Origin of the sequence: Aliiglaciecola sp. SL4 (genome assembly GCF_041538045.1) — a bacterium.
Lineage (GTDB): Bacteria > Pseudomonadota > Gammaproteobacteria > Enterobacterales > Alteromonadaceae > Aliiglaciecola.
In genome coordinates this window covers 1-21,796 of record NZ_JBGOSE010000015.1, presented here as the reverse complement: position 1 = coordinate 21,796, position 21,796 = coordinate 1, and the positions used below count along the sequence as shown (strand labels likewise).

27 protein-coding genes are annotated in these 21,796 nt (G+C 39.5%); 19 read left to right on the top strand and 8 right to left on the bottom strand.

Features of this window, described 5'->3' with window-relative positions:
* Positions 1-21: 21 nt before the first annotated feature.
* The gene (locus tag AB6T38_RS16975; RefSeq protein ID WP_372548437.1) at positions 22-921 is read right to left on the bottom strand and encodes a TIGR03899 family protein; all 900 of its coding nucleotides are present in this window, start codon (positions 919-921) and stop codon (positions 22-24) included.
* A 221-nt stretch (positions 922-1,142) separates the two neighbouring features.
* Here AB6T38_RS16975 and AB6T38_RS16970 point away from each other — a divergent pair, with 221 nt between their 5' ends.
* Complete coding sequence (locus AB6T38_RS16970; RefSeq protein ID WP_372548435.1) at positions 1,143-3,368, top strand: EAL domain-containing protein; 2,226 nt, start codon at positions 1,143-1,145, stop codon at positions 3,366-3,368.
* Positions 3,369-3,413: 45 nt separating this feature from the next.
* On the opposite strand, the gene AB6T38_RS16965 is transcribed toward AB6T38_RS16970, so the two are convergent.
* On the bottom strand, positions 3,414-3,977 hold the full coding sequence (locus AB6T38_RS16965) for a uracil-DNA glycosylase family protein (protein WP_372548433.1): 564 nt from the start codon (positions 3,975-3,977) through the stop codon (positions 3,414-3,416).
* A 108-nt stretch (positions 3,978-4,085) separates the two neighbouring features.
* Here AB6T38_RS16965 and AB6T38_RS16960 point away from each other — a divergent pair, with 108 nt between their 5' ends.
* The gene (locus AB6T38_RS16960; protein WP_372548431.1) at positions 4,086-4,397 is read left to right on the top strand and encodes a pyridine nucleotide transhydrogenase; all 312 of its coding nucleotides are present in this window, start codon (positions 4,086-4,088) and stop codon (positions 4,395-4,397) included.
* A 90-nt stretch (positions 4,398-4,487) separates the two neighbouring features.
* Here AB6T38_RS16960 and AB6T38_RS16955 read toward each other — a convergent pair whose 3' ends face one another.
* Positions 4,488-5,603: an acyl-CoA desaturase gene (locus tag AB6T38_RS16955; RefSeq protein WP_372548429.1), complete on the bottom strand. Its 1,116-nt coding sequence runs from the start codon at positions 5,601-5,603 to the stop codon at positions 4,488-4,490.
* Between the two features lie 146 nt (positions 5,604-5,749).
* Here AB6T38_RS16955 and fabR point away from each other — a divergent pair, with 146 nt between their 5' ends.
* Positions 5,750-6,367 (top strand): HTH-type transcriptional repressor FabR, encoded by a 618-nt coding sequence (gene fabR / locus AB6T38_RS16950; protein WP_372548427.1) that lies wholly within the window; start codon positions 5,750-5,752, stop codon positions 6,365-6,367.
* Positions 6,368-6,373: 6 nt separating this feature from the next.
* Here fabR and trmA read toward each other — a convergent pair whose 3' ends face one another.
* On the bottom strand, positions 6,374-7,474 hold the full coding sequence (trmA, locus tag AB6T38_RS16945) for a tRNA (uridine(54)-C5)-methyltransferase TrmA (RefSeq protein WP_372548426.1): 1,101 nt from the start codon (positions 7,472-7,474) through the stop codon (positions 6,374-6,376).
* Positions 7,475-7,689: 215 nt separating this feature from the next.
* Here trmA and AB6T38_RS16940 point away from each other — a divergent pair, with 215 nt between their 5' ends.
* Entirely contained in the window at positions 7,690-9,120 is a 1,431-nt protein-coding gene (locus AB6T38_RS16940) for a DUF5610 domain-containing protein (RefSeq protein WP_372548425.1), read from the top strand.
* A 95-nt stretch (positions 9,121-9,215) separates the two neighbouring features.
* On the opposite strand, the gene AB6T38_RS16935 is transcribed toward AB6T38_RS16940, so the two are convergent.
* From AB6T38_RS16935 to AB6T38_RS16920, 4 genes are all read right to left on the bottom strand, one after another.
* On the bottom strand, positions 9,216-11,366 hold the full coding sequence (locus AB6T38_RS16935; RefSeq protein ID WP_372548491.1) for an ATPase, T2SS/T4P/T4SS family: 2,151 nt from the start codon (positions 11,364-11,366) through the stop codon (positions 9,216-9,218).
* A 134-nt stretch (positions 11,367-11,500) separates the two neighbouring features.
* Entirely contained in the window at positions 11,501-11,713 is a 213-nt protein-coding gene (locus AB6T38_RS16930; protein WP_372548424.1) for a hypothetical protein, read from the bottom strand.
* Between the two features lie 287 nt (positions 11,714-12,000).
* On the bottom strand, positions 12,001-12,156 hold the full coding sequence (locus AB6T38_RS16925) for a hypothetical protein (protein WP_372548423.1): 156 nt from the start codon (positions 12,154-12,156) through the stop codon (positions 12,001-12,003).
* A gap of 17 nt (positions 12,157-12,173) precedes the next feature.
* Entirely contained in the window at positions 12,174-12,341 is a 168-nt protein-coding gene (locus tag AB6T38_RS16920) for a class IIb bacteriocin, lactobin A/cerein 7B family (RefSeq protein ID WP_372548422.1), read from the bottom strand.
* Positions 12,342-12,799: 458 nt separating this feature from the next.
* On the opposite strand from AB6T38_RS16920, the gene rpsJ reads away from it, so the two are divergent.
* The 15 genes from rpsJ to AB6T38_RS16845 all read left to right on the top strand — a co-directional run.
* The gene (rpsJ, locus tag AB6T38_RS16915; protein WP_006002183.1) at positions 12,800-13,111 is read left to right on the top strand and encodes a 30S ribosomal protein S10; all 312 of its coding nucleotides are present in this window, start codon (positions 12,800-12,802) and stop codon (positions 13,109-13,111) included.
* A gap of 18 nt (positions 13,112-13,129) precedes the next feature.
* The gene (gene rplC, locus AB6T38_RS16910) at positions 13,130-13,768 is read left to right on the top strand and encodes a 50S ribosomal protein L3 (RefSeq protein WP_348491441.1); all 639 of its coding nucleotides are present in this window, start codon (positions 13,130-13,132) and stop codon (positions 13,766-13,768) included.
* A 17-nt stretch (positions 13,769-13,785) separates the two neighbouring features.
* Positions 13,786-14,391, top strand: a complete 606-nt coding sequence (rplD, locus tag AB6T38_RS16905; protein ID WP_216048887.1) for a 50S ribosomal protein L4 — start codon at positions 13,786-13,788, stop codon at positions 14,389-14,391.
* Positions 14,388-14,690: a 50S ribosomal protein L23 gene (rplW, locus tag AB6T38_RS16900; RefSeq protein ID WP_216048886.1), complete on the top strand. Its 303-nt coding sequence runs from the start codon at positions 14,388-14,390 to the stop codon at positions 14,688-14,690. The genes rplD and rplW overlap by 4 nt, the downstream gene beginning before the upstream one ends.
* A 14-nt stretch (positions 14,691-14,704) precedes the next feature.
* Complete coding sequence (rplB, locus tag AB6T38_RS16895; protein WP_348491442.1) at positions 14,705-15,529, top strand: 50S ribosomal protein L2; 825 nt, start codon at positions 14,705-14,707, stop codon at positions 15,527-15,529.
* 15 nt (positions 15,530-15,544) lie between these two features.
* Positions 15,545-15,820: a 30S ribosomal protein S19 gene (gene rpsS / locus AB6T38_RS16890; RefSeq protein ID WP_014107406.1), complete on the top strand. Its 276-nt coding sequence runs from the start codon at positions 15,545-15,547 to the stop codon at positions 15,818-15,820.
* Between the two features lie 11 nt (positions 15,821-15,831).
* Positions 15,832-16,161, top strand: coding sequence for a 50S ribosomal protein L22 (gene rplV / locus AB6T38_RS16885; protein WP_008845781.1), 330 nt, complete (start codon positions 15,832-15,834; stop codon positions 16,159-16,161).
* Between the two features lie 10 nt (positions 16,162-16,171).
* Positions 16,172-16,873: a 30S ribosomal protein S3 gene (rpsC, locus tag AB6T38_RS16880; protein WP_216048884.1), complete on the top strand. Its 702-nt coding sequence runs from the start codon at positions 16,172-16,174 to the stop codon at positions 16,871-16,873.
* Between the two features lie 5 nt (positions 16,874-16,878).
* Entirely contained in the window at positions 16,879-17,292 is a 414-nt protein-coding gene (rplP, locus tag AB6T38_RS16875; protein WP_348491443.1) for a 50S ribosomal protein L16, read from the top strand.
* Positions 17,292-17,480 carry a 50S ribosomal protein L29 gene (rpmC, locus tag AB6T38_RS16870; RefSeq protein ID WP_348491444.1) on the top strand — a complete coding sequence of 63 codons (189 nt, stop codon included), beginning with the start codon at positions 17,292-17,294 and terminating at the stop codon, positions 17,478-17,480. The genes rplP and rpmC overlap by 1 nt, the downstream gene beginning before the upstream one ends.
* Entirely contained in the window at positions 17,480-17,740 is a 261-nt protein-coding gene (gene rpsQ / locus AB6T38_RS16865; RefSeq protein ID WP_348491445.1) for a 30S ribosomal protein S17, read from the top strand. The genes rpmC and rpsQ overlap by 1 nt, the downstream gene beginning before the upstream one ends.
* A 251-nt stretch (positions 17,741-17,991) precedes the next feature.
* Complete coding sequence (locus AB6T38_RS16860) at positions 17,992-18,759, top strand: substrate-binding periplasmic protein (protein ID WP_372548421.1); 768 nt, start codon at positions 17,992-17,994, stop codon at positions 18,757-18,759.
* Between the two features lie 231 nt (positions 18,760-18,990).
* Positions 18,991-19,797 carry a substrate-binding periplasmic protein gene (locus AB6T38_RS16855; RefSeq protein WP_372548420.1) on the top strand — a complete coding sequence of 269 codons (807 nt, stop codon included), beginning with the start codon at positions 18,991-18,993 and terminating at the stop codon, positions 19,795-19,797.
* A 90-nt stretch (positions 19,798-19,887) separates the two neighbouring features.
* Entirely contained in the window at positions 19,888-20,040 is a 153-nt protein-coding gene (locus AB6T38_RS16850) for a type II secretion system protein (protein WP_372548419.1), read from the top strand.
* A 595-nt stretch (positions 20,041-20,635) separates the two neighbouring features.
* The coding region (locus AB6T38_RS16845; RefSeq protein WP_372548418.1) for a hypothetical protein at positions 20,636-21,796 on the top strand (1,161 nt) is incomplete at its 3' end.

Sequence of the window (21,796 nt, the reverse complement as noted above, 5' to 3'; positions counted from 1 at the left end):
AAAAACTTAAACGGGGAAATTTCAATTTAATTCAAATTCATTTCCAAGTAATACCAATAAGTCGTCTAAATATTGTTTATTCACTGTGTTATTTATCAAACGTGCTAATTCAGAGCCAATAGAAGTGAATTTATAATATTGTAAACTTAAGCCTCTTTTTTTAGGGGCTAGGTGAAAAGTTTCCCCAGCGCAGCGATATTGCAACCGGCTTTGTATTTCAAGTTCACTTGTCTCTATCTCACTATTATAGATTAAACCAAGATCCATTAACGAGAGAAGATCTGGGTAGGTTAGACCGTGTACGGCTAAATTAATCTGTTCATTCTTGGTGAGCCTAAAAACGGATAAAATATTCGGTTTTCGATGGTAACCATAAATAATTTTTAAGCCGTGCTCGCCTTTTCTTCTACTTGCCATACCCACTGCTAATTTTAGAATTTTTGCATCTCTATGGGTTAAGTTTTTTAAAGTTTGTAAGGTTTTAAGGGAAAACGAGCCAGGGACGCTAATCTCAACGGTGAAAATCTTTGCCCACAATTCTTGCATTGCTGGCGAATTGATGTTTTCAGCCATTTCACTAAAACTGAAAAACCAATCCGGATCAAGCTCATCTTGTATGGGTTGCTCTTGACTGAAATCAGTAGCTAGGGAAAGAATTCGCTCTAAATTTTTTAATTTTCGTTGGGCTTTAACAAACTGGTGACGACTAACTTTTTTCTGTAAATCTTGTTCGATAGAGCTTTTATGGCCAATTGCGATACCTGCTCTACTAAACCATTGCAGCATCTTGAGCTTCGTCTGCTTGTTATATTCCGTATTGCTTTTTTGAGTTGAAGGCACCTCAGCTTGTGCCGCACTTTTAGTTGCGGAGTCCTTTTTCTGTATAAGGTGGGGAGGTGGCGTATTAGAATCTATTTTCATAAAGGAAGAATTGACCTATATAACGAAAAAATGATTATAACTGAAAAGCTACTAAGTTGACGAATTTGTCTTATTTGACGAAATTAAGACAAAAAAAAGCGATTCTGCTGTTTTTTGCTACACTTATAATTCCTCTTTGCGGCATATTGAGATATGTTTAAAGTGTGGTCGACGGTTTTACAGTATTCACCAGTTATGAAGTTTGTATAGTGGAAGGATGAATGTTTCCAACGGATTATGAAAATGATGAATTGATTTTCTTGGATGAAGACGAATCACAGGAACAGGAGACTAACTTAGGTCGCTGGAATGTGTTAGTAGTTGACGACGATGAAGAGATTCATTCTGTAACGAGATTAGCGTTATCGGACTTGCAGCTCAATGATAAGAAGCTGTACTTTCACCATGCTTATTCAGGCAAGCAAGCACTCACTATCATTGAAAAATTAGGCAGCAAATTAGCTATTATTCTGTTAGACGTTGTAATGGAAACTGATGACGCTGGATTAGTGGTCGCGCGTAAGATGCGTGAAGAGCTGAAACTTATGGAGCCCCGAATAATCCTGCGAACAGGTCAGCCAGGTTACGCACCAGAAGAAAATGTCATAAAAGAATACGACATTAATGATTACAAAACTAAAACCGAACTTACCCGTAGTAAATTAGTTACCACAATTATCGCCTCTCTACGCTCTTACCAACAAATTCTTACTATAAACCAAAGTCGACAAGGCTTAGAAAAGATTATCCATTCTTCGGCTAATTTACTCGAAGAACACTCAGTTAAAGGATATTGCGAAGGCATTGTCACACAAATTAGTTCTCTAATTGGTCTTGATGCTGGCGGTGTTGTTTGTGCGCGAGCGGGTGCCATTTTAGATAAAGAGGATAATAACGTTTATGTTTTAGGAGCCGCAGGAGAATTTGCTAAATACATTAATGAAAACTTAGACAATCTGCACAATAAAAAAATTGTAGAATCAGTTAGTCAATGTCTATCTCAAAAAGAGCACGTTTACGAAAAAAACTATTCAGTTTTATATCTGAATAGTTCAGGTTACGACGCGGCGGTTTTCCTTAATGCTAAAGAGCCAATAAACTCATTAGACAGGAAATTGCTTGAAGTATTTTTACACAGTATTTCAATCGGCTATGAAAATGTAAATTTATTCCATCAATTGCGTACAGCAGCCTTTAAAGATTGGCTAACTAAACTCCCTAATCGTAATGAGTTCATCAATATGCTTGATGATACTGCTGTCATGACAAGTACTGGTTACAACGTTGTTGCACTACTTGATATTAAGCACTTTTCTGACGTTAACGATGGGTTAGGGCAAGATGCAGGTAATAATCTTTTAAAAGCTGTATCCAAGCGTGTACAAGATAGTTTAGGGTCTAAAGTTAGAATGGGTCGCATTGGTGCTGATGTGTTCGGTTTAATTGGCTCTGAAGAAGTCGTTAACCCTGAAAGAGTTAATTCATTATTCGCATTTCCTTTCAAAGCCGGTGATCATACGCTACCTATCAATATAACCATGGGTTTTTGCAAATTAATCGACGACGATTGCTCGGGAATCAATTTATTAAAACAAACTAATATTGCATTAAATCGCGCTAAAAAGGATTTGAACACCAATTACGGTTATTACGAACCGGAAATGGAAGAAAAAACAACTTGGCGGTTGAGTCTGATTAGGCAACTTAGGACTGACTTTTCTGCTCGCAAGCTTGAAGTTTGGTACCAACCCCAAGTTGACTTGGTAACTGAGCAGGTTGTTGGGATGGAAGCATTACTGCGTTGGCCAACAGAAGATGATGGCTTTATTTCACCAGCAGTATTTGTTCCATTGGCGGAGTACTCTGGTCTGATAATAGAAATTGGTGCTTGGGTGTTGGAAGAGTCTTGTCAGCATCTCAAGGCATTAACAGAGCAAGGCTACAATGACTTGCGCATGGCGGTAAATATTTCCATGCCGCAATTTCGAGATCCCGATTTCGTTCAGATGGTTAAAGCCTCCGTTAATAAGTATTCTATTGTGCCTGCACAGTTAGAGCTGGAAATAACAGAAAGCGTAGTCATGGATGAGCCTCAGATAGTTGTCGAATCACTTAAAGAACTTAAAGAGTTTGGAGTAAAAATAGCCATTGATGACTTTGGTACTGGTTTTTCTTCAATGAGTTATTTACAGCAGTTACCCCTTGATAGACTGAAGGTTGACAGGTCATTCATTAATGAAATTAAACCCAATAAATCGGCCTTTATTGCCGAAACGATTGTTACCTTAGGTAGCCGCCTGGGTTTAAACACCATTGCTGAGGGCATTGAAAAACGAGAACAAGCCAGTTACATGTTAAAACTAGGCTGTGATGAAGCTCAAGGGTATTTATACGCTAAACCTATGCCATTTAGTGAACTCATTAAATTTCTTGATAAGTATCAGTAAACCATACTGGCTGTTTAGTTTAAGGTTTTAACGATTTAACTATCCTTAAGATGCCATCTGGATTAACGTTTTGACTTCCGGTAAAACTGAACGTTCAAACCATTCATTTTTCTTTAACCAAATGTTATTCCGAGGAGAAGGGTGAGGGAGTACGATGTATTTTGGCAGGTAATCTTGCCAGTTTTTTACTCTCTCGGTCAGGTTTAACTTATCATTTAAGTAATACCTTTGTGCATATTGACCAACTAAAAGAGTGATTTTAGGTGAGAATAAAGCGAGTAGTCGTTGATGCCATAGTTCTGCACAACGTTTGATAGGTGGTAAGTCGCCGGATGATGACTTTCCTGGGTAGCAAAATCCCATTGGTAATATTGCCACTGTATTTTTATCGTAGAAAGTTGCTTTGGACAATCCAATCCAGCTTCGCAATCTGTCTCCTGAGGCGTCATTCCATGGTAAATTAGTATTATGTGCTGCCAAACCTGGGGCTTGTCCAATGATACAAATTTTGCTGTTTGAGCTTCCTTGTATTATCGGTCGAGGTTCTAAGGGCAGTAAATCCGTGCACTCTCGGCATTTTCTGGCTAAATCAAAGTCATTTTCATTCAAAAAATTACACCTTGTCATATTAATGTCATAAAACTATGCTTCGAACCTGGGATAGTCTGTGTTATATTCTTTACATCGGACTACCGATGAATTAATAGGAGTAACACAATGCGTAAATTATTTTCTTTTCTTGCCGTCTTATCTTTAGGAGCGGTTGCGCATGCTCAAGCCGATCAGTTAAAAACGTTTGATTGTGTAGACAAACAATCGTTTGAAGTGAATAGTCAATGCATGGCAAATAAGATTAGCCAAAATATGACTTATCGAAACGTTCAAATGGATATTGCTGAAAAAGCAAATATTCAAAGTGATGCTATTATGGCCACCATTAAATATTATCCAAAAGATGCGTTAATCGAAGTTGTCGCTCACCGAGATGCTTTAACAGACCAATCGTTAACTGCAGCAGTACAACCTTAAGTTTATTAATCTTATAAAAAAACCTGACTTTCGTCAGGTTTTTTTTTGCACTGTGACACGGGCTTTTGAGCCATGGAAGTAAAATAGAATTTACGCCATTTGATACAATTCATAGAGCTTCTGTTTCTGCTGAACCATACTTAATTTTAGTTCTTGGTATTTATTTGCTAGCTCGAAATTGTCGTAACTCTTTTTGATACGTGCTTGATTAAACTCTAATAGCTTTTTCTTGGTTGCATAATAGTCACTCATTTTGGCAACTAATACGTCATATTCATGTTGCAGCTTAACCATGATTTCTTCAGCGTCGGGAAGATGAGAAATTTTCTTCTGAGTGCGCTTCATCATCATTTCAAAACGCGCTTTTTCAATTCTTTCTTCTGGACAACGACGTAAGTTCCGAGCCAGTTTTAGAGCAGAGAGTCCACGAATTAACCATTTAGTAGGGTCGAACTGCCACCAGTGAATACCGTTCCTATAGTCATACTCAAAAATATGATGATAGTTATGATAACCCTCACCAAAGGTGAAAAAGGCTAAAATACCATTGTCACGAGCTGTGTTTTTATCGGTATAGGGTTGTTTACCCCAAATGTGGGCTAGTGAGTTGATGAAAAAAGTAACGTGATGGACAACTACTAATCTGAATACACCAGCCAATAGAAGCATTCCTAATACGTCGCCGTTAAGAAATCCTAATGCCATAGGGATGCCAAAATTGGTAGCCAGAACAATAGGTATATAATATTTATGTTGCCACATTACAATGGCATCTTTTTGCAAATCTCTGCAATTCTTGTAGTCATCATATCTATGTGACTCATAATCTCTAAGCATCCAGCCTATATGAGAGAATAGAAACCCTCGTTTGGCTGAATAGGGGTCTTTACCATTTTGGTCAACAAATTTGTGATGAACTCGATGATCAGAGCTCCAATGTAAAATACTATTCTGCAGTGCCATTGCACCACCTACAGCAAGTATAAAGCGAACAACGGAATTAGTTTCGTATGCTTTATGAGACCATAATCTGTGGTAGCCAGCGGTTATGGACATGCCAGAAAAGTATATTAAGAATATACAGGCCGTCACTTCAAATGCGTCGAACCCATTGAAATATGCTTCCAATGGAACGCCAACTACAGCAATGACTCCGGTGATGAGAAAGACCAAAATATTGGTCAATAAAAGACGAGGTTTGTTCATTTAAAAATGCTTTTGAGCTTACAACTGTACGCTAATTTATCCTGAGCCGCATATTTTATCAAGTAAATAAATTGAAAAGCCTGTTAACCTAAGGTGTAATTCAACCTGATAATTATCTCACGACTGGAAATATCTGAGGGTACTAAGTGATTCAAACTCGGCAACAACAGAAGTTAAAAACACGTCGCGCAATTATAGATGCTGCTTTTGGTCTTTTAGATGAACAACATAGCTTTTCTAGTATGAGTCTTAGAGAAGTGGCAAGGGCGGCGGGCATCGCACCAACTTCTTTTTACCGACACTTTAAAGATATTGATGAGCTTGGTCTAACTCTAGTGGATGAGGCTGGGTTAACATTGCGCCAGTTGATGCGACAAGCTCGAGTCAGAATTGCGTCAGGAGGGGGAGTCATCAGCACGTCCATTGATACTTTTATGGAGTTCATTTCTGCTAACAGTAATATTTTTAGATTATTATTACGTGAACACACAGGTACTTCGAACGCGTTTCGAACGGCTGTATTTAGGGAGATTCAGCACTTCACAGAAGAGCTGACTGATTATACCGTGGCAACCACGGGATTAAGTAAAAAGCTCGCTAACTTGCAAGCAGAAGCTATGGTTAAGCTAGTTTTTAGTACAGGTGCTGAAGCGTTAGATTTAGATCCTATTCAACGTGAGCAGTTGGCTGTACGTTTGAAAATTCAGTTAAGGTTCATTACCAATGGCTCTTTAGAGTTCGCCAAAAGCAATGAATCTTTATAATTCAGCTTAGTTTTTCCGCACTAAATAAACCCCTGCCTCCACATGATGGGTATAAGGGAACTGATCGAACAAAGCAAATCTGCGCACTTCGTGTGTTTGACTTAGAACAGCCAAGTTATCTAGCAAAGTTTCTGGGTTACATGAAATATAAACAATATTGTCATAATTACTAACCATAGCAACGGTTTCATCATCTAAACCCGCTCGAGGGGGATCAACTAATACAGTACGACAGTCGTATTGGGTTAAATCTATCCCTTCGAGACGATTAAATTTTCTCACCCCAGCTTGAGCTTGCACAAACTCTTCGCTGGACATGCGTAAAATGGTGACATTGTGGGCTTGGTTAGCCTCAATATTATATTGTGCTGCAGCTACCGAGGTTTTAGATATTTCAGTGGCTAAAACGCGTTTGAAATTTTGTGCCATGGGAATACTGAAATTACCCAAACCACAATATAATTCGAGTAAATCGCCTTCGCTATTTGTGGTGACATCAAGTGCCCACTCAACCATTTTTTGATTCACTAAGGCATTGGGTTGGGTAAAGCTATTTTCAATTTGTTTAAATTCGTAGGTTTTCTGGCCAACAGGTAAATGCTCAATTACAAAATCTTTATCAACTAATATTTTTTGCTTACGGGCCCGACCGACTATATCTATTCGGTAATGCTGTCTTAACTGTTTCAAAATTTTGTTGATTTGCTCAAGCCATTGGTCATCTATGGCTTTGTGATAAAGCAATGAAACGATAATTTCGCCACTTAAAGTACTTAAATAGTCGATTTGAAAAAGCTTTCGTCTGGCTATGTCGTTTTCTTTTAACAAAGCGACCAAGTCTGTCATGACGTTATTAATCAATTTACTAGCAGGAGGAAATGTTTCGACGCGATATTTCTCTTTGCTTTCTTGGTCGAACATAATATGAAACAGTTCGTCACCATCATGCCAAACACGAAACTCTGCACGCATTCTATAATTCAACTTTTCAGAGTTAAACACTTCTAATTCTGGCATGCTAAATTCAGAAAATTGCTGATTTAAAGCGGATACTTTGTCGTCGAGTTGAGCTTGGTAAAATTGGGGATTTATTTCTGTTGGGCGCATCAAAAACTCGATTAGTTGGGCATTATAAGAAGAATCGCGAATTTTAAAGATTTCCAGCGCGCTTGCAAACGCAATTTGGTGTTTGTTTTTTGACCTGAAGCTAACTAACTAATTTTGCTCATAATTTCGTGTAATACTAAGTTTATTTTATTAAATTTCTCAATAAACTGAATTTATAGTCGATACTATTAAATGAGGATAGTGAGGTATTCCACATGAATTTTGGCGAAATTAAAGCGTTTATGGGCGACAAAGCCCAGGTTAACCCCAATGACGCGGTAAAAAATCAATTGCGTGAAGCTGGTTTGAAACAAGCAGAAGCAGGGCTAAGTATGTCTGCTGAATCTACTGTTAGCAAGCTCAGTTCACAAACGACAGTCGGGTTAAGAATTTACAGTAACTCGTTAAACCAAACATTAGAACTTGATGGTAAACGGGCAAATCTGAAAAGTCCTGAACAAACAAATGAAAGTTTATTCGACTTTGAAGAAGTAGCAAACAATGTACTTCATTTTGTGAGCGGCGTGATTTCTGGAGCTGCACGCAATGGTGCGGATGAAGAAACCTTAAGTAGCTTATTTGACCAAGCACGTTCGGGGGTTGCTAAGGGGATCAATCTGGCAGAAAAAGATCTGTCAGGTTTTATGAATGAAGATATTTCTGAGGGGATTGATCGTAGCGCTGATTTAATTGAGCAAGGTATTCAACGATTACAAGATCAACTTTTTGGTAACGAAAACGAAGTAGATGACGCTGCTTTGCAGTCTCCTATGTCAACTGTAACAGAGAGTCTTTCTGCGTCTCGCCAACAAAGTGGCGAGTTGCAAATTCGCACCCGGGATGGTGATGAAGTCACTATTCGTTTTGAGGATTTAAAACAGTTTGAGTTAAATCGTCAGGTGTTAATGGAGCAAGAGAAACAAATTACACAAAGTTCAGACATCGAAAAGAACGATGTTTTACCGCGTGCTTCTACAGATAATGTTGAAACTCCAAGCAATGCAAATGTTCAGGCTGATGAGGTTGAATTACAAAGTGCTGAGTCAGATGAAAGCTCTACACCAGCAAATGCTCGACCTGAAGCATCTGAAACAAACGGCGAGCCTACAGCGGCTCAGCAATCGGTATTTGTTGCACAGAGTAACTACAGCTTTTCAGTAACTGGTGAGTTGGATGAAAGTGAACTGGAGTCTATAGGTCAGTTAGTTTCTGATGCCAATGATTTGGCCAACACTTTTTTTGAAGGAGATATTGAGCAAGCTTTTGAACAGGCCTTGGAAATTGGTTTTGACGAACAAGAACTAGCAGGTTTTGCGTTGCAACTCACTCGACAAGATCAAGTTGAGGTAGTTAAAGCTTACGAGTCGGTTTCTCAATATAACGATGACGACAGCAGTCAAGAGCCGTCATCAAAACCGATAGAAAGAGTAAGTGATTACTTGCAAAAAATGCTCAATGTTTTTGAGCAGTCGCAGCAAAAGTTAGCGGATGGCGATCAGTACGATAAGTTAATTAATCGTATTATTAATGAAGTTCAAGACTTGGGAACCAATGATTTAGTAACGGCAATCAACGATTTCCATACGTTTAATAAGCAGTTACTGAATAACTTACCTAACGCAAATGGAACCATTGATTCTGAGTAAGGTAGGCAACATCAGGGGGTATTAAATTATTTAATTTTGAACCCGATGAGACCTTAAAATAGGCACTCAATTTATCCATTGAGTGCCTTTTTCAGTTACTCAGTTCCGCTGATAATCTGAATTTGAGCTATATCAGTATCACCTTTTAGTACTTTTAAGATCCCGTCTTGCGTGAGGGTTCTCATTCCATCTTTCATCGCTTGGGCTTTCATTTCAGTTACCGATGCTTCTTTGTACACTAGAGAGCGAAGATCAGATGTCATGGCTAACAATTCATGTACCCCGGTTCTTCCTTTATAACCAGTATCACCGCAATCATCGCAACCTTTGCCACGATACAACATTAGCGGCTCCTCCAGACCAAGTTCTTCCAGATATTCTTCGCCGTATTGACGACGAATAAACGCCATATCTGTTTCAGTCGCGGGGTATTGTTCTTTGCAGTTTGGACATATAGTTCGAATCAAGCGTTGCGCCATGATGCCAACACAGGCATCGGAAAAGTTCACCGGATCTAGGCCTAAATCTAATAAGCGAGTGATGGTTTCTGGTGCCGAGTTAGTGTGCAAAGTAGAGAGCACTAAGTGACCGGTCAGAGAGGCTTCTATACCAGCATGCGCCGTTTCTTTATCACGCATTTCACCAATAAGAATAATATCAGGGTCGGCTCGTAAGAAAGCTCTTAATGCGTTGGCGAAAGTGAAGCCTATTTTGGGACTCACCTGAACTTGCTGCAATCCTGGCTGTGTTATTTCCACCGGATCTTCTGCTGTCCAAATTTTCTTATCTGGTGTATTCAAATAACCTAATATGGCGTGCAATGTGGTGGTTTTACCCGAACCTGTAGGACCCACAACTAATAATATTCCATGGGGTTTTTTAATCATTACCCGAAGCATATTCATGTTCTTAGGCGAAATGTTCATTTTTTCAATGGGTAACGCGCCACCTGAGGCTAAAATCCGCATGACCACACCTTCGCCAGCCACTGTCGGTATTGTTGCGACCCGAACTTCAACCAACTGACCTGACATTTTAAATGCCAATTTACCGTCTTGTGGAACACGCTTTTCAGCGATATTCAAGTTTGACATGATTTTTATACGTGCAATAACTGCGCTGTGATGAGAAGCCGGTACCTGGGTAATATCTCGACAAACACCATCGATGCGCATTCGAACCCGTGTCGGACCGTTCTTTTCAGGATCCACATGGATATCTGATGCATTTAATCGCTTTGCGTCATGCAAAACGCGACTCACTAAACGAACTACTGCAGGCGCATCATCAGACATCTCTTCACTAGTTTCATCTAACTCTTCACTACTGGTACCAATTTCGTCCAGTATTTCATCCATCTCTCCAGGCGCGCCTCCGCCCCCGCTCGCGCCTAAGTATTGCAGCACTTGATTGGGTAAACCTACAGAGATTTCATAGCTGTCTATTCCTAATGCACTTTCAATTTCCATTAATAGGGCAGCATTATTAGGTTCGGCCATCAAAACAATTGGATTTTCAGCAGCGTCTGCCAACACCACTACGTAGTTTCGCTTTAAATAAGATAGGTTTAGTTTATTACCGCTTTGCAGAACATGGTATTTCTCAGGCAGGTAACTAATGTAGGGAACTTGATAGTGAACCGATAATGCATTTCCCAACTCATCTTCGGGAATACGAGCTTCGGAGACCATGCGTTGGATTAATTGACGAATATCTTTACTTGTTTCAGTAAATTGTTTGAGGTCTTTTTCAGACATCAACTTACGATGAACAAGATAATCAAACGGATTACTGGTTCCGCCCAATTCATAGCGGAATTTATTTCCTAATATTTCTGACAATGAATTGGCTAAGCGTAAATCGGCATCACCAAAGCAGCCCACATTTTTATTAATGATTTGCATCACACCCATCAGTACGCCGGCATTCAAAATGGGAACACAAATGATATTTTCAGTTTTAAAAGAACTGTTCTTATCAAATTTATCGGCAAACTTCAGACGTGGATGTATCTCTGCCAGTTCTTGCGCATTATAAGGGTCGCTAATTAGCAGGGGCTTTTGACTCAGTGCAACATATCCAGCGATAGACTGTGGACTAATCGGAACTTTGATTTGTAGCGTTTCTTTTCCGGTTTTGAAACGGGCAACCAAATCTTGATGTTGACGTCGGCGTTGAAAAATACTCATACGCTGAGCTTCAAACAAACTAAGAATTATCGGTTCCAATTGCTGATAAGCATCCATCAATGATGGATGGGCTTCCAACAATCTATCTATTTTCTGAAGAGTCTCTTCAATAACAAGTTCTGTTGCCATCTACTACGGTCAGTGTCATTACTTATTCCCTAACTATAACTGAGTGTAATCATTAACAAAACCTAAGATTTAGATTGCTTTTCCTCAGATTGCTTAGGTTTTACGCTTTGGTTGAATAAAAACCCCAGTATGATTAGCAACATTCCTGTATGGGCTACCGGATTTCCGAAGATACCCGTACCATCTTCAAACCAGCTCCCTACAACTTGAATGAAAGCAAATGCAACTAAGATATACAGCAACCAGTTAGTAAACTTAATTAGTTTGGGATCCATAATTTAATCCTCTTTACAAATATCGTTAGGATTTTTCTCTGCTCCATATTGGTTAAATAGAAACCCGCAGATAATGTATAACAATGCTGTTTGTAGATTAGGGTTAGCTGACATGTCAATATCGTTTACGAACCAGTTAAAAGTGACACTCCAGAGATTGGTAGCTATCATTAAAAATAAAATAGCATTGGTGAATATTACAAATTTACGATTCATTACACTTCCCTTCTGTTTTATAGTTTATTAAAAATAAAAGGGGAGCTATCCCCTTTTAACTTTTTCTAAAATCAATGAAACAAGTTATAAATGGAAACTCCTAATTGATAACCCGCTTTTCCTCCGAATACATATCCCACACCATAACCAATTGCGTAACCTGCAACTTCGTTGTCGGGCATGCCTCCAGAAATTTTAATTAATTCATTTCTATTTAATTCGATCATTAAAAATTCCTTTTTGTTTAATGAGTAGCATCATAAAAACCAAAACCGAGTCCACGACCAAATGACATGAGTCCTGGTAAACTGTTAATATAACCAACAGCGGACATCCCAGCTCCAAAAGCAACAATTAAAGGAGCGACTCCACCATTGACTTCTTCTAATTGCGTAACATTCAATTCTCGCATGTGCGATTTCCTTTTGATTAATAAATTAATGTCCTTTTACTGAGTTGCAGATAAAAGAACGTTTTATTGCTGTTGGCCTCGTAAACAACCTTTGCGCCAAAGCAATATCAAAAGGTTAGTGAAATGGTAACTAAAATACACCTGTTCCTAGGTACAGTTTTTTAGCGTTTTAATGACACTAATTTGTTGTGTTTATAATTTAACCTTATAAACTCACATTTAATTACTAATAGGCGTTGCATTAATTTCACACACATGTATAATTCGCGCCCACTTGCCCTGATGGGCAGTGATTTCGATTTCAACATTAGTTAGCTCTAATTAAAGTTGGCTAGCGAAGAAATCGAAATACTATGAACAAGACCCCAATTGTGGGTCATCGGTTTACATGCATCCTCCCACCTAATGAAAGGTTGGTGTGGATGGTTTTTTTTGTTCTTTCGATTGGAGCTTAATCGATGCCAAATCAAAGAATTCGTATTCGTTTGAAAGCGTTTGATCACAAGTTGATCGATCAGTCTACGGCTGAAATCGTTGAAACTGCGAAACGTACAGGTGCTCAGGTTAGCGGTCCTATTCCACTACCTACTCGCAAGGAACGCTATACAATATTGGTTTCACCTCACGTGAATAAAGACGCACGTGATCAGTATGAAATCCGTACACATAAGCGTTTGGTAGATATCATTGAACCAACTGATAAAACAGTTGATGCATTGATGAGATTGGACTTGGCTGCCGGTGTTGATGTTCAAATCAGCCTGGGCTAACAAGAGAGGGTTTTAACAATGGCGATTGGTCTTATCGGTCGTAAAGTAGGAATGACTCGCATCTTCACTGAAGATGGTATTTCAATTCCTGTGACTGTTATAGAAGCGACCCCAAACCGTGTGACTCAGTTACGTACTGATGAAACAGATGGGTATCGCGCGCTACAAGTAACCGCTGGTGATAAAAAAGCAAACCGCGTAAATAAAGCTTCAGCAGGTCATTTTGCTAAAGCTGGCGTGGAAGCTGGCCGTGGTTTATGGGAGTTTCGTTTAGACAACAACGAAGGCGAAGGTATTGAAGTAGGCAGTGAACTTACTGTTGAAATCTTTACTGAAGCTACAAAAGTTGATGTTGCAGGAACTTCTAAAGGTAAAGGTTTTGCCGGTGCTATCAAACGTTGGAACTTTAGTCACCAACGTATGACACATGGTAACTCTTTGTCTCACCGTGCTCCTGGTTCGATTGGTCAAAACCAATCTCCAGGTAAAGTTTTCAAAGGGAAGAAAATGGCTGGCCAATTAGGCAATAAAGCTGTGACTACTCAATCTTTGGAACTAGTACGTGTTGACGCAGAGAACAACCTTCTTCTAATCAAAGGTGCAGTACCTGGTGCTCCAGGCAGTGACGTTATCGTCAAGCCTGCAGTTAAAGCGTAACGTCTGGGAGTTAAGTGATGGAATTAGTATTGAAAGACGCGAATAGCGCTCTTGAAGTCTCCGAAGCAACCTTTGGACGTGATTTTAACGAAGCGCTAGTACACCAAGTAGTAGTGGCTTACGGTGCAGGTGCCCGTCAGGGTTCTAAAGCACAAAAAACACGCTCTGAAGTTAGAGGCGGTGGCAAGAAGCCTTGGCGTCAAAAAGGTACTGGTCGTGCTCGTGCTGGTACAATCCGCAGCCCAATTTGGGTCGGTGGTGGCCGTGCGTTTGCAGCCAAACCTCAAGATCACAGTCAAAAAGTGAACAAAAAGATGTACCGTGGAGCTATCCGTAGCATCCTTTCTGAATTGGTACGTCAAGATCGCTTGATTGTTGTAGAAAAATTTGGTGTTGATGCACCTAAAACAAAAGCATTGATTGCTAAGCTTGACGAACTTGAGCTTAACGACGTGTTAATCGTAACGTCAGAAGTAGAAGAGAACTTGTTCTTAGCTGCTCGTAACTTATATAAAGTAGACGTTCGTGATGTTCAAGGCATTGACCCAGTAAGCTTAATCGCATTCGAAAAAGTGTTAATCACTGCCGATGCGGTTAAACAGCTAGAGGAGTCGTTAGCATGATCTCTGAAGAGCGTTTACTTAAGGTGCTATTAGCACCGCATGTTTCTGAAAAATCAACCATGGCTGCTGAAGGCAACAACGCTGTTGTTTTCAAAGTCGTAAAAGACGCAAACAAAGCTGAAATCAAAGCTGCAGTTGAAAAACTGTTTGAAGTTGAAGTTAGCAGCGTTCGTACCTTAAACGTGAAGGGTAAAACCAAGCGTCACGGTCAGTCTTTTGGTAAGCGTAACGACTGGAAAAAAGCATATGTAGTGCTTAAAGAAGGTCAAGACATCGACTTCGTCGGTGGCGAAGCTTAAGAAGGGGATTTGATATGCCATTATTAAAAGCTAAGCCGACTTCTGCAGGTCGTCGTCACGTAGTTCAGGTTACAAATCCTGATCTACATAAAGGCGCACCTTACGCACCACTACTTGAGAAAAACAGCAAGTCTGGTGGTCGTAACAACAATGGTCGCATTACCGTGCGTCACATTGGTGGTGGTCATAAACAGCATTATCGTTTAATTGACTTCAAACGTAACAAAGATGGCATTCCAGCCAAAATTGAACGTTTGGAATACGATCCTAACCGTTCAGCTAATATTGCACTTGTGCTTTATGCTGATGGTGAGCGTCGTTATATTCTTGCTCCGAAAGGTGCTAAAGCTGGACAAGCTCTACAGTCTGGTTCTGATGCACCAATCAAAGCGGGTAACGCCATGCCAATGCGCAATATCCCAGTAGGTACAACTGTACACGCTATTGAGATGAAGCCTGGTAAAGGTGCTCAAATTGCCCGTTCTGCAGGACAATATGCACAAATATTAGCGCGTGCCGAAGGTTATGTAACACTTCGTCTACGTTCTGGTGAAGTACGCAGAGTTTTAGCTGATTGCCGCGCCACCATTGGTGAAGTTGGTAACGCTGAACATATGCTACGTTCACTAGGTAAAGCTGGTGCAACACGTTGGCGCGGTGTGCGTCCAACAGTTCGTGGTGTAGCCATGAACCCAGTAGATCACCCACATGGTGGTGGTGAAGGTCGTACCTCTGGTGGCCGTCATCCAGTTTCACCTTGGGGTGTACCAACTAAGGGTAAGAAAACCCGTAGTAACAAGCGTACCGATAAACTTATCGTACGTCGTCGTAACAAGTAACAGCGAGGATTCACCATGCCACGTTCTCTCAAGAAAGGTCCATTTATTGACCTGCACTTGCTGAAGAAGGTAGAGGCTGCAGTGGAAAAGGGCGAAAAGAAACCAATTAAGACTTGGTCTCGTCGCTCCATGATCATCCCAGATATGATTGGGTTGACCATTGCGGTCCATAACGGTCGCCAGCACGTACCTGTTTTCGTCTCTGACGAAATGGTTGGCCATAAGTTGGGCGAATTTGCTCCAACGCGTACTTACCGCGGCCATGTCGCGGATAAGAAAGCGAAGAGATAAGAGGAAAAATTATGGAAGCTTTAGCTAAACATCGTTTTGCCCGTTCTTCGGCTCAGAAAGCACGCTTGGTTGCAGATCAAATTCGCGGTTTACACGTTGAAAAGGCGCTTGAAGTTCTGACTTATAGTCCGAAGAAAAGTGCTGCTCTAGTCAAAAAAGTACTAGAGTCTGCGATTGCGAACGCTGAACACAATGAAGGCGCAGACATCGATGAGTTGACTGTCGCAAAAATCTTCGTTGATGAAGGCCCAACTATGAAGCGTATCAAGCCACGAGCCAAAGGCCGAGCTGATCGTATCTTTAAACGCAGCAGTCATATCACTGTTGTAGTAGCGGACTAGGAGATTAGAAATGGGACAGAAGGTACATCCTACAGGTATACGCCTGGGTATCAGCAAACCATGGACGTCTACTTGGTACGCTAACACAGCGGAATATGCAGACAACCTGTTTAATGATCACCAGGTACGTAAATACCTGACTAAAGAATTGAAAAACGCGTCTCTATCGAAAATCGTTATCGAACGCCCAGCAAAAAGCATTCGTGTGACTATTCACACTGCTCGCCCTGGTGTTGTAATCGGTAAAAAAGGTGAAGATGTAGAGAAGCTTCGCAAATTTGTATCTAAGTTAGCCGGTGTGCCAGCTCAGATCAATATTGCTGAAGTGCGTAAACCTGAACTAGATGGCCAGCTTGTTGCTGACAGTATCTCTAGCCAATTAGAACGTCGTGTAATGTTCCGTCGTGCTATGAAGCGTGCTGTACAGAATGCAATGCGTCTTGGCGCTAAAGGTATCAAGGTAGAAGTAAGCGGTCGTTTGGGCGGAGCAGAGATTGCACGTTCAGAATGGTATCGTGAAGGTCGTGTACCACTACACACTTTCCGTGCTGACATCGATTATGCAACTTCAGAAGCTTTGACTACTTACGGCATCATTGGCGTAAAAGTTTGGATCTTCAAAGGTGAAGTACTAGGCGGATTGCCTCTTACGCAAGAGCAACCTGCTCAAGCACCTAAGAAGAAAGGCCGTTCTGCTAAGCGTGAGGGCTAATAATTATGTTACAACCTAAACGTATGAAATTCCGCAAAATGCATAAAGGTCGCAACCGCGGCATGGCAGTTGCGGGCGGCAAAGTTAGCTTTGGTACTTACGGATTGAAATCAATTGGCCGTGGTCGTATGACCGCACGTCAAATTGAAGCAGCTCGTCGTGCTATGACTCGTCACGTTAAACGTCAAGGTAAAATTTGGATTCGAGTTTTCCCTGATAAGCCAATTACTGAGAAGCCTCTTGAAGTGCGTCAAGGTAAAGGTAAAGGTAACGTTGAGTACTGGGTATGCCAAATTCAACCAGGACGTGTGTTATATGAGATGGAAGGTGTTCCTGAATCATTAGCTCGCGAAGCGTTTGAACTGGCGGCGTCTAAATTGCCATTTAAAACAACCTTTGTAACTCGGACGGTGATGTAATGAAAGCTGAACTGAAAGCCAAAAACGTTGAAGAATTGAACGCAGAGTTGTTAAACCTTCTTCGCGAACAGTTTAATCTACGTATGCAGCACAGCACTGGACAGTTGGAAAAAACTGACCAGCTACGTAAAGTGCGTCGTAACATTGCGCGTGTTAAAACCATTCTGACTGAAAAGGCTGAAAGCTAATGACTGAACAACAAATTCGTACAGTTCAAGGTCGTGTGGTAAGCAACAAAATGGATAAAACCATTACAGTTGTTGTTGAACGTTTCGTAAAACATCCTATTTATGGGAAGTTCCAAAAGCGTTCTACTAAACTTCACGCCCATGACGAAACAAACCAATGTAACGAAGGTGACGTAGTAACTATTACTGAATGTCGCCCTTTGTCAAAGTCCAAAAACTGGACCTTGGTTGACGTAGTAACTAAAGCAACTGCTATTTAATTTGCTTTAAGTGAAAATTAAAAAGCCGCTCTTAAGAGCGGCTTTTTTGTGCCTGTTATATTTTTACTCTTTGTTTGTTAAATTCCGCCGTTAAATTGATTGAATAGCTCATCACTTAGAAAGAGAAAATTCTCTCTATTTTTGACAATTAAATTACTAACTTAGCACCTTAGAGATATTGAAATTAAATATCTTTAATCAAAGATATAAATATAGCTATACTGATTGTGTGTTCAATTGAGAAAGCTTCTATGAAAACAGCTGTTCGAATATGGGTAACTCTATTTTTTACCTTTTTGCCATCACATGTTTTAGCAAATACACTCGTCTCTCATTGTCGCGATTATCCACCTGAGATATATTTTAATGGCAAAAAATGTATCGGTATTCTTCCTGAACTAGTAGAAGATATTCTCGCTGAACTAGGACATGATAATGAATGGGTATACGCGCCGTGGATCCGGTCTACCAAAGAAGCTAAGCGCGGGAATGTTGATCTGTTAATCCGACATTCCATGACCGAAGAGCGGATTAGTTTTTTAAAACCAATTAAATATGCGGTAGAAAAACGAATCTTGTTTTTCTATAAATCAAAGTCATTTACCTCTGATATTACCTCTTATGATGATCTGAAAAATGTAAGTGTAGGTGCAATTCGTGGAATTTTTTATTCTCCAAGCTTTTCTAAAATCAACACTGATAGCCTTACGTTAGTCGGTAGAACTGAACAATTAGTAGGAATGTTAGAAATGGAGCGAATTGATGTTGTGGTTAGTTCTACGTCTCATAATGGAGAGCTATTTGAAAGTAAATTCGAAAAGGCGACTTTTGAAGATACTTTTTTGAACTATCTTTACATCAGTATCCCTAGGAAATCAAAAGCTATTGTTTTGTACGATGATATAGCTCGTGTGTTGTTGAAATATCGAAAAACCGGTAAAATTAATCAGTACTACCAGAAGTATGGCGTATCAATACCATATCAGGACTTTTCTGAAATAGAGCATATTCAAAGATAATAATAGCTGCTAAAACATTAAGTGATTTAGGTGAATTCGTTTTCATGACTTATCAGGAAAATATAGTTAAAAATTAACTATATTTTAGTCGTTCTTAAGACCAACCTATACTTAGTTATCCGCATTATAGTTAGTTTGGCGTTTTAATAGGATATCTCGTCTTCCAATTTTAATATTAACAGATAAAATTATTTTTAGTTTGGAATAGAGGCCGTCGACAGGGGTTGTGCTGTGCTGGAATTACTTAAAAAAGTAGTGTTTTTTAGTTGTTTGATAATCTGTAGTAAAAGTTTTGCCTCTCAGCATCCTGAACAAATTAAATCACCTGGAAAACTTGTATTTGCCATAAATGATCCAGGCGCACCACCTTATTTATATTTTGATGAAAAACGAAACGTTTACCAAGGCATAGTCCCCGACTTTTTCGACAGCTTCGATGACGATAAGAAGTTTGATGTGGTGTATTTAGATTCTAATAGATCTAGGAATGAACACCTAGTAATTGCAGGTAAAGCAGATGTTTTTTTATCTAGCCCTGCTTGGCTAAGTCAACCAGACAAGGTATTGTTCAGCAACGAGCTATTACTACATAAAAGTTATTTTTACTCCCTGACGCCATTTGCTCAACATTTTTCATTATCTTCGGTTTCAAAAAAACTGATTTGTGTGAGGAGAGGTTATGTTTACCCCTCCTTAATGCAATTATTCAAAGAAAAAAAGTTAATAAGAGTAGATTCAAGCGAACAACACACTATAACCAATATGCTACAAAAAGGACGTTGTGATTATGCCGTTATGAATGAATACAATGCTAATTCGGTGATAAACCAAAAACCATTTTGTGGTACCACATTTTATAAATCGCCTAATTCTGTTCACGACACTCCATTGGTTTTTGTGGTCAATAAGGAATTAAATCATATTATTCCGACCTTAAATCGACAATGGCGTTCATTTCAGGAATCAGGTCAGTTAAAAAACTCCATTCGTTTGAATGGTGGAATTTATAATGGTGCAGCTAACGAAAACTGTAATTAATTCTATAAGTATGCTCGAGAGATACAATGATCTTAAAACATTCTTGAAAAGACTTGGACAACAAAATAATTAAAGCAGGAAGATAGTGCTTTGCGTAAGTACAGTGGTTTTACATTATTTGAGCATATTATAGTCACAGTAATATTAGGTATATTAGCGGTCACTCTGTTAGCGCGTTATGTTAATTTATCTGACGATGCGAATTTAGCGGCAATGAAAGGAGAAGTTGCAGTATTTAAGTAATCTGTCGACTTGATGCGAAGTACTTATTTGATTAAAAAAGCCCTACTGTTGTTCATGATTCTGAAGTTGAAATTGATAGCGATTCTAGATGGCCAATTGCCATCGGAGGTGGCACAACTCTGTGTATTAATCTGTGGAATAGTTTGTTAGAAGAAGCTAAGCCCATGAATGCTATTAGTAACGCTAGCCCTCAAGTCTCAGGTTGGTGTCTATTTGGCAGTTCTAATATTTCTATTTACGGAAATAAGCTTACCGGTGCGACTTGAGCTTTAGGCGAACTACCACTTTTTGCTTATTTTATTTGATGATGTATCAGGGGGGCGTTTTTAGATCAAACTTATGCAGGATCCGCTGCTGACATTCAAAAAATAAATATGTAAACAGCTGTATAACATCCACATAAATAAGACAGTGTTCGAATTTAATTATAGAGCCAAGAGTTAATTCAATGCTGTTTTAAAGCTAATTATCCACTTTATTGTTGTATTTTTTACTTTTTCTTCTCAATCCTGAATATATCTGTTGATTAATTTGCTCGATTAAACAAATATTTATCCTACCGGTTCTTAAGCATATAGAAGGCAATACGCGCCTTATGAAGTTGCCCGTAATAAACTATCCATCCATATGTGCAGTCTTAGTGTTTATTTGTAGTTTTAGCCTTAACGCTGAAACGGACTTTTTCTTTGAACATGCTAATGCACAAACTCCTTTTTCATCCATGCAAGCATCATTTGAAACCCATATTGCTAATTCCAACTCGTTAGAACAAAGAGTTGAAGCTAGTATCTCTTTGGCGTGTTTGTATTTGCAATTTGATCGGGTAGAGTTATTAACAGAATTATTAGAAGAGATGGCAACAATAGGAGTAAACCAGTCTGACGATATTAATGCACTAAAGTGGCAGTTACTCAAAGGGTATAGCTTTTATTCTGCAAGCCAATACGTAGTTGCAAAGACAACTTTTCTCAAAGCACAGGCAATTCTGGATGTACTAAATAGTAGAACAGAGCAAGGCCATCAACCCCAAGTTTTGTATTTATCAACGGTATTAAGCATGTATAGCGGTATTAATGATGCTTACTTGCAACATTATACTAAAGCTACGGAGGAACTTTCTGAGGTAAACAAGGTTGCCAACGAAAACAATTGGCCCGTGCTTTCAGGGTTATCACTGTACTTCAGTGGTGATGTTAATTATGAATTGAAAAATTACGAACAAGCTCAAGTTTTTTACGAACTATCGAAGCAAACGTTTACAGAGAAAACTACTATATTTCGAGCGATATCGCTGATGAGTGAAGCGCAAATGGTCAATATCGTGGGTGACCGAAAACATGCTTTTTTTTTATTGGACAATGCCATTCGGGTGTTTGCCAAAATTGAGGATATTTCTTCCTTAGCCTATGCCTACTTACTTAAATCTTACTTTCATAGTAAAGATGGTAATGATAAAGAAGCACTTAGCTGGATTGCAGAGTCTGTTACCTTACGAGAAGAGTTGAACAATCCTGTTGCTATCGCTAATTCCTATGTTCATTACAGCTCAATTTTACAAGTAAATGGCTTTCTTGAACGAGCTCTTGTTTATGGGGAAAAAGCGGCTAACTTAGCTGCACAAACGGACGACCTCGCAGGCCAATGGGATGCATATAATCAATATGGACAGATTCTCAACGCGCAAGGCAATTTCAAGAAAGCATTTGAATATATGTCTAAGTCTGAACGGGCTTTGTTAGCCAAAGCACGCTTAGAC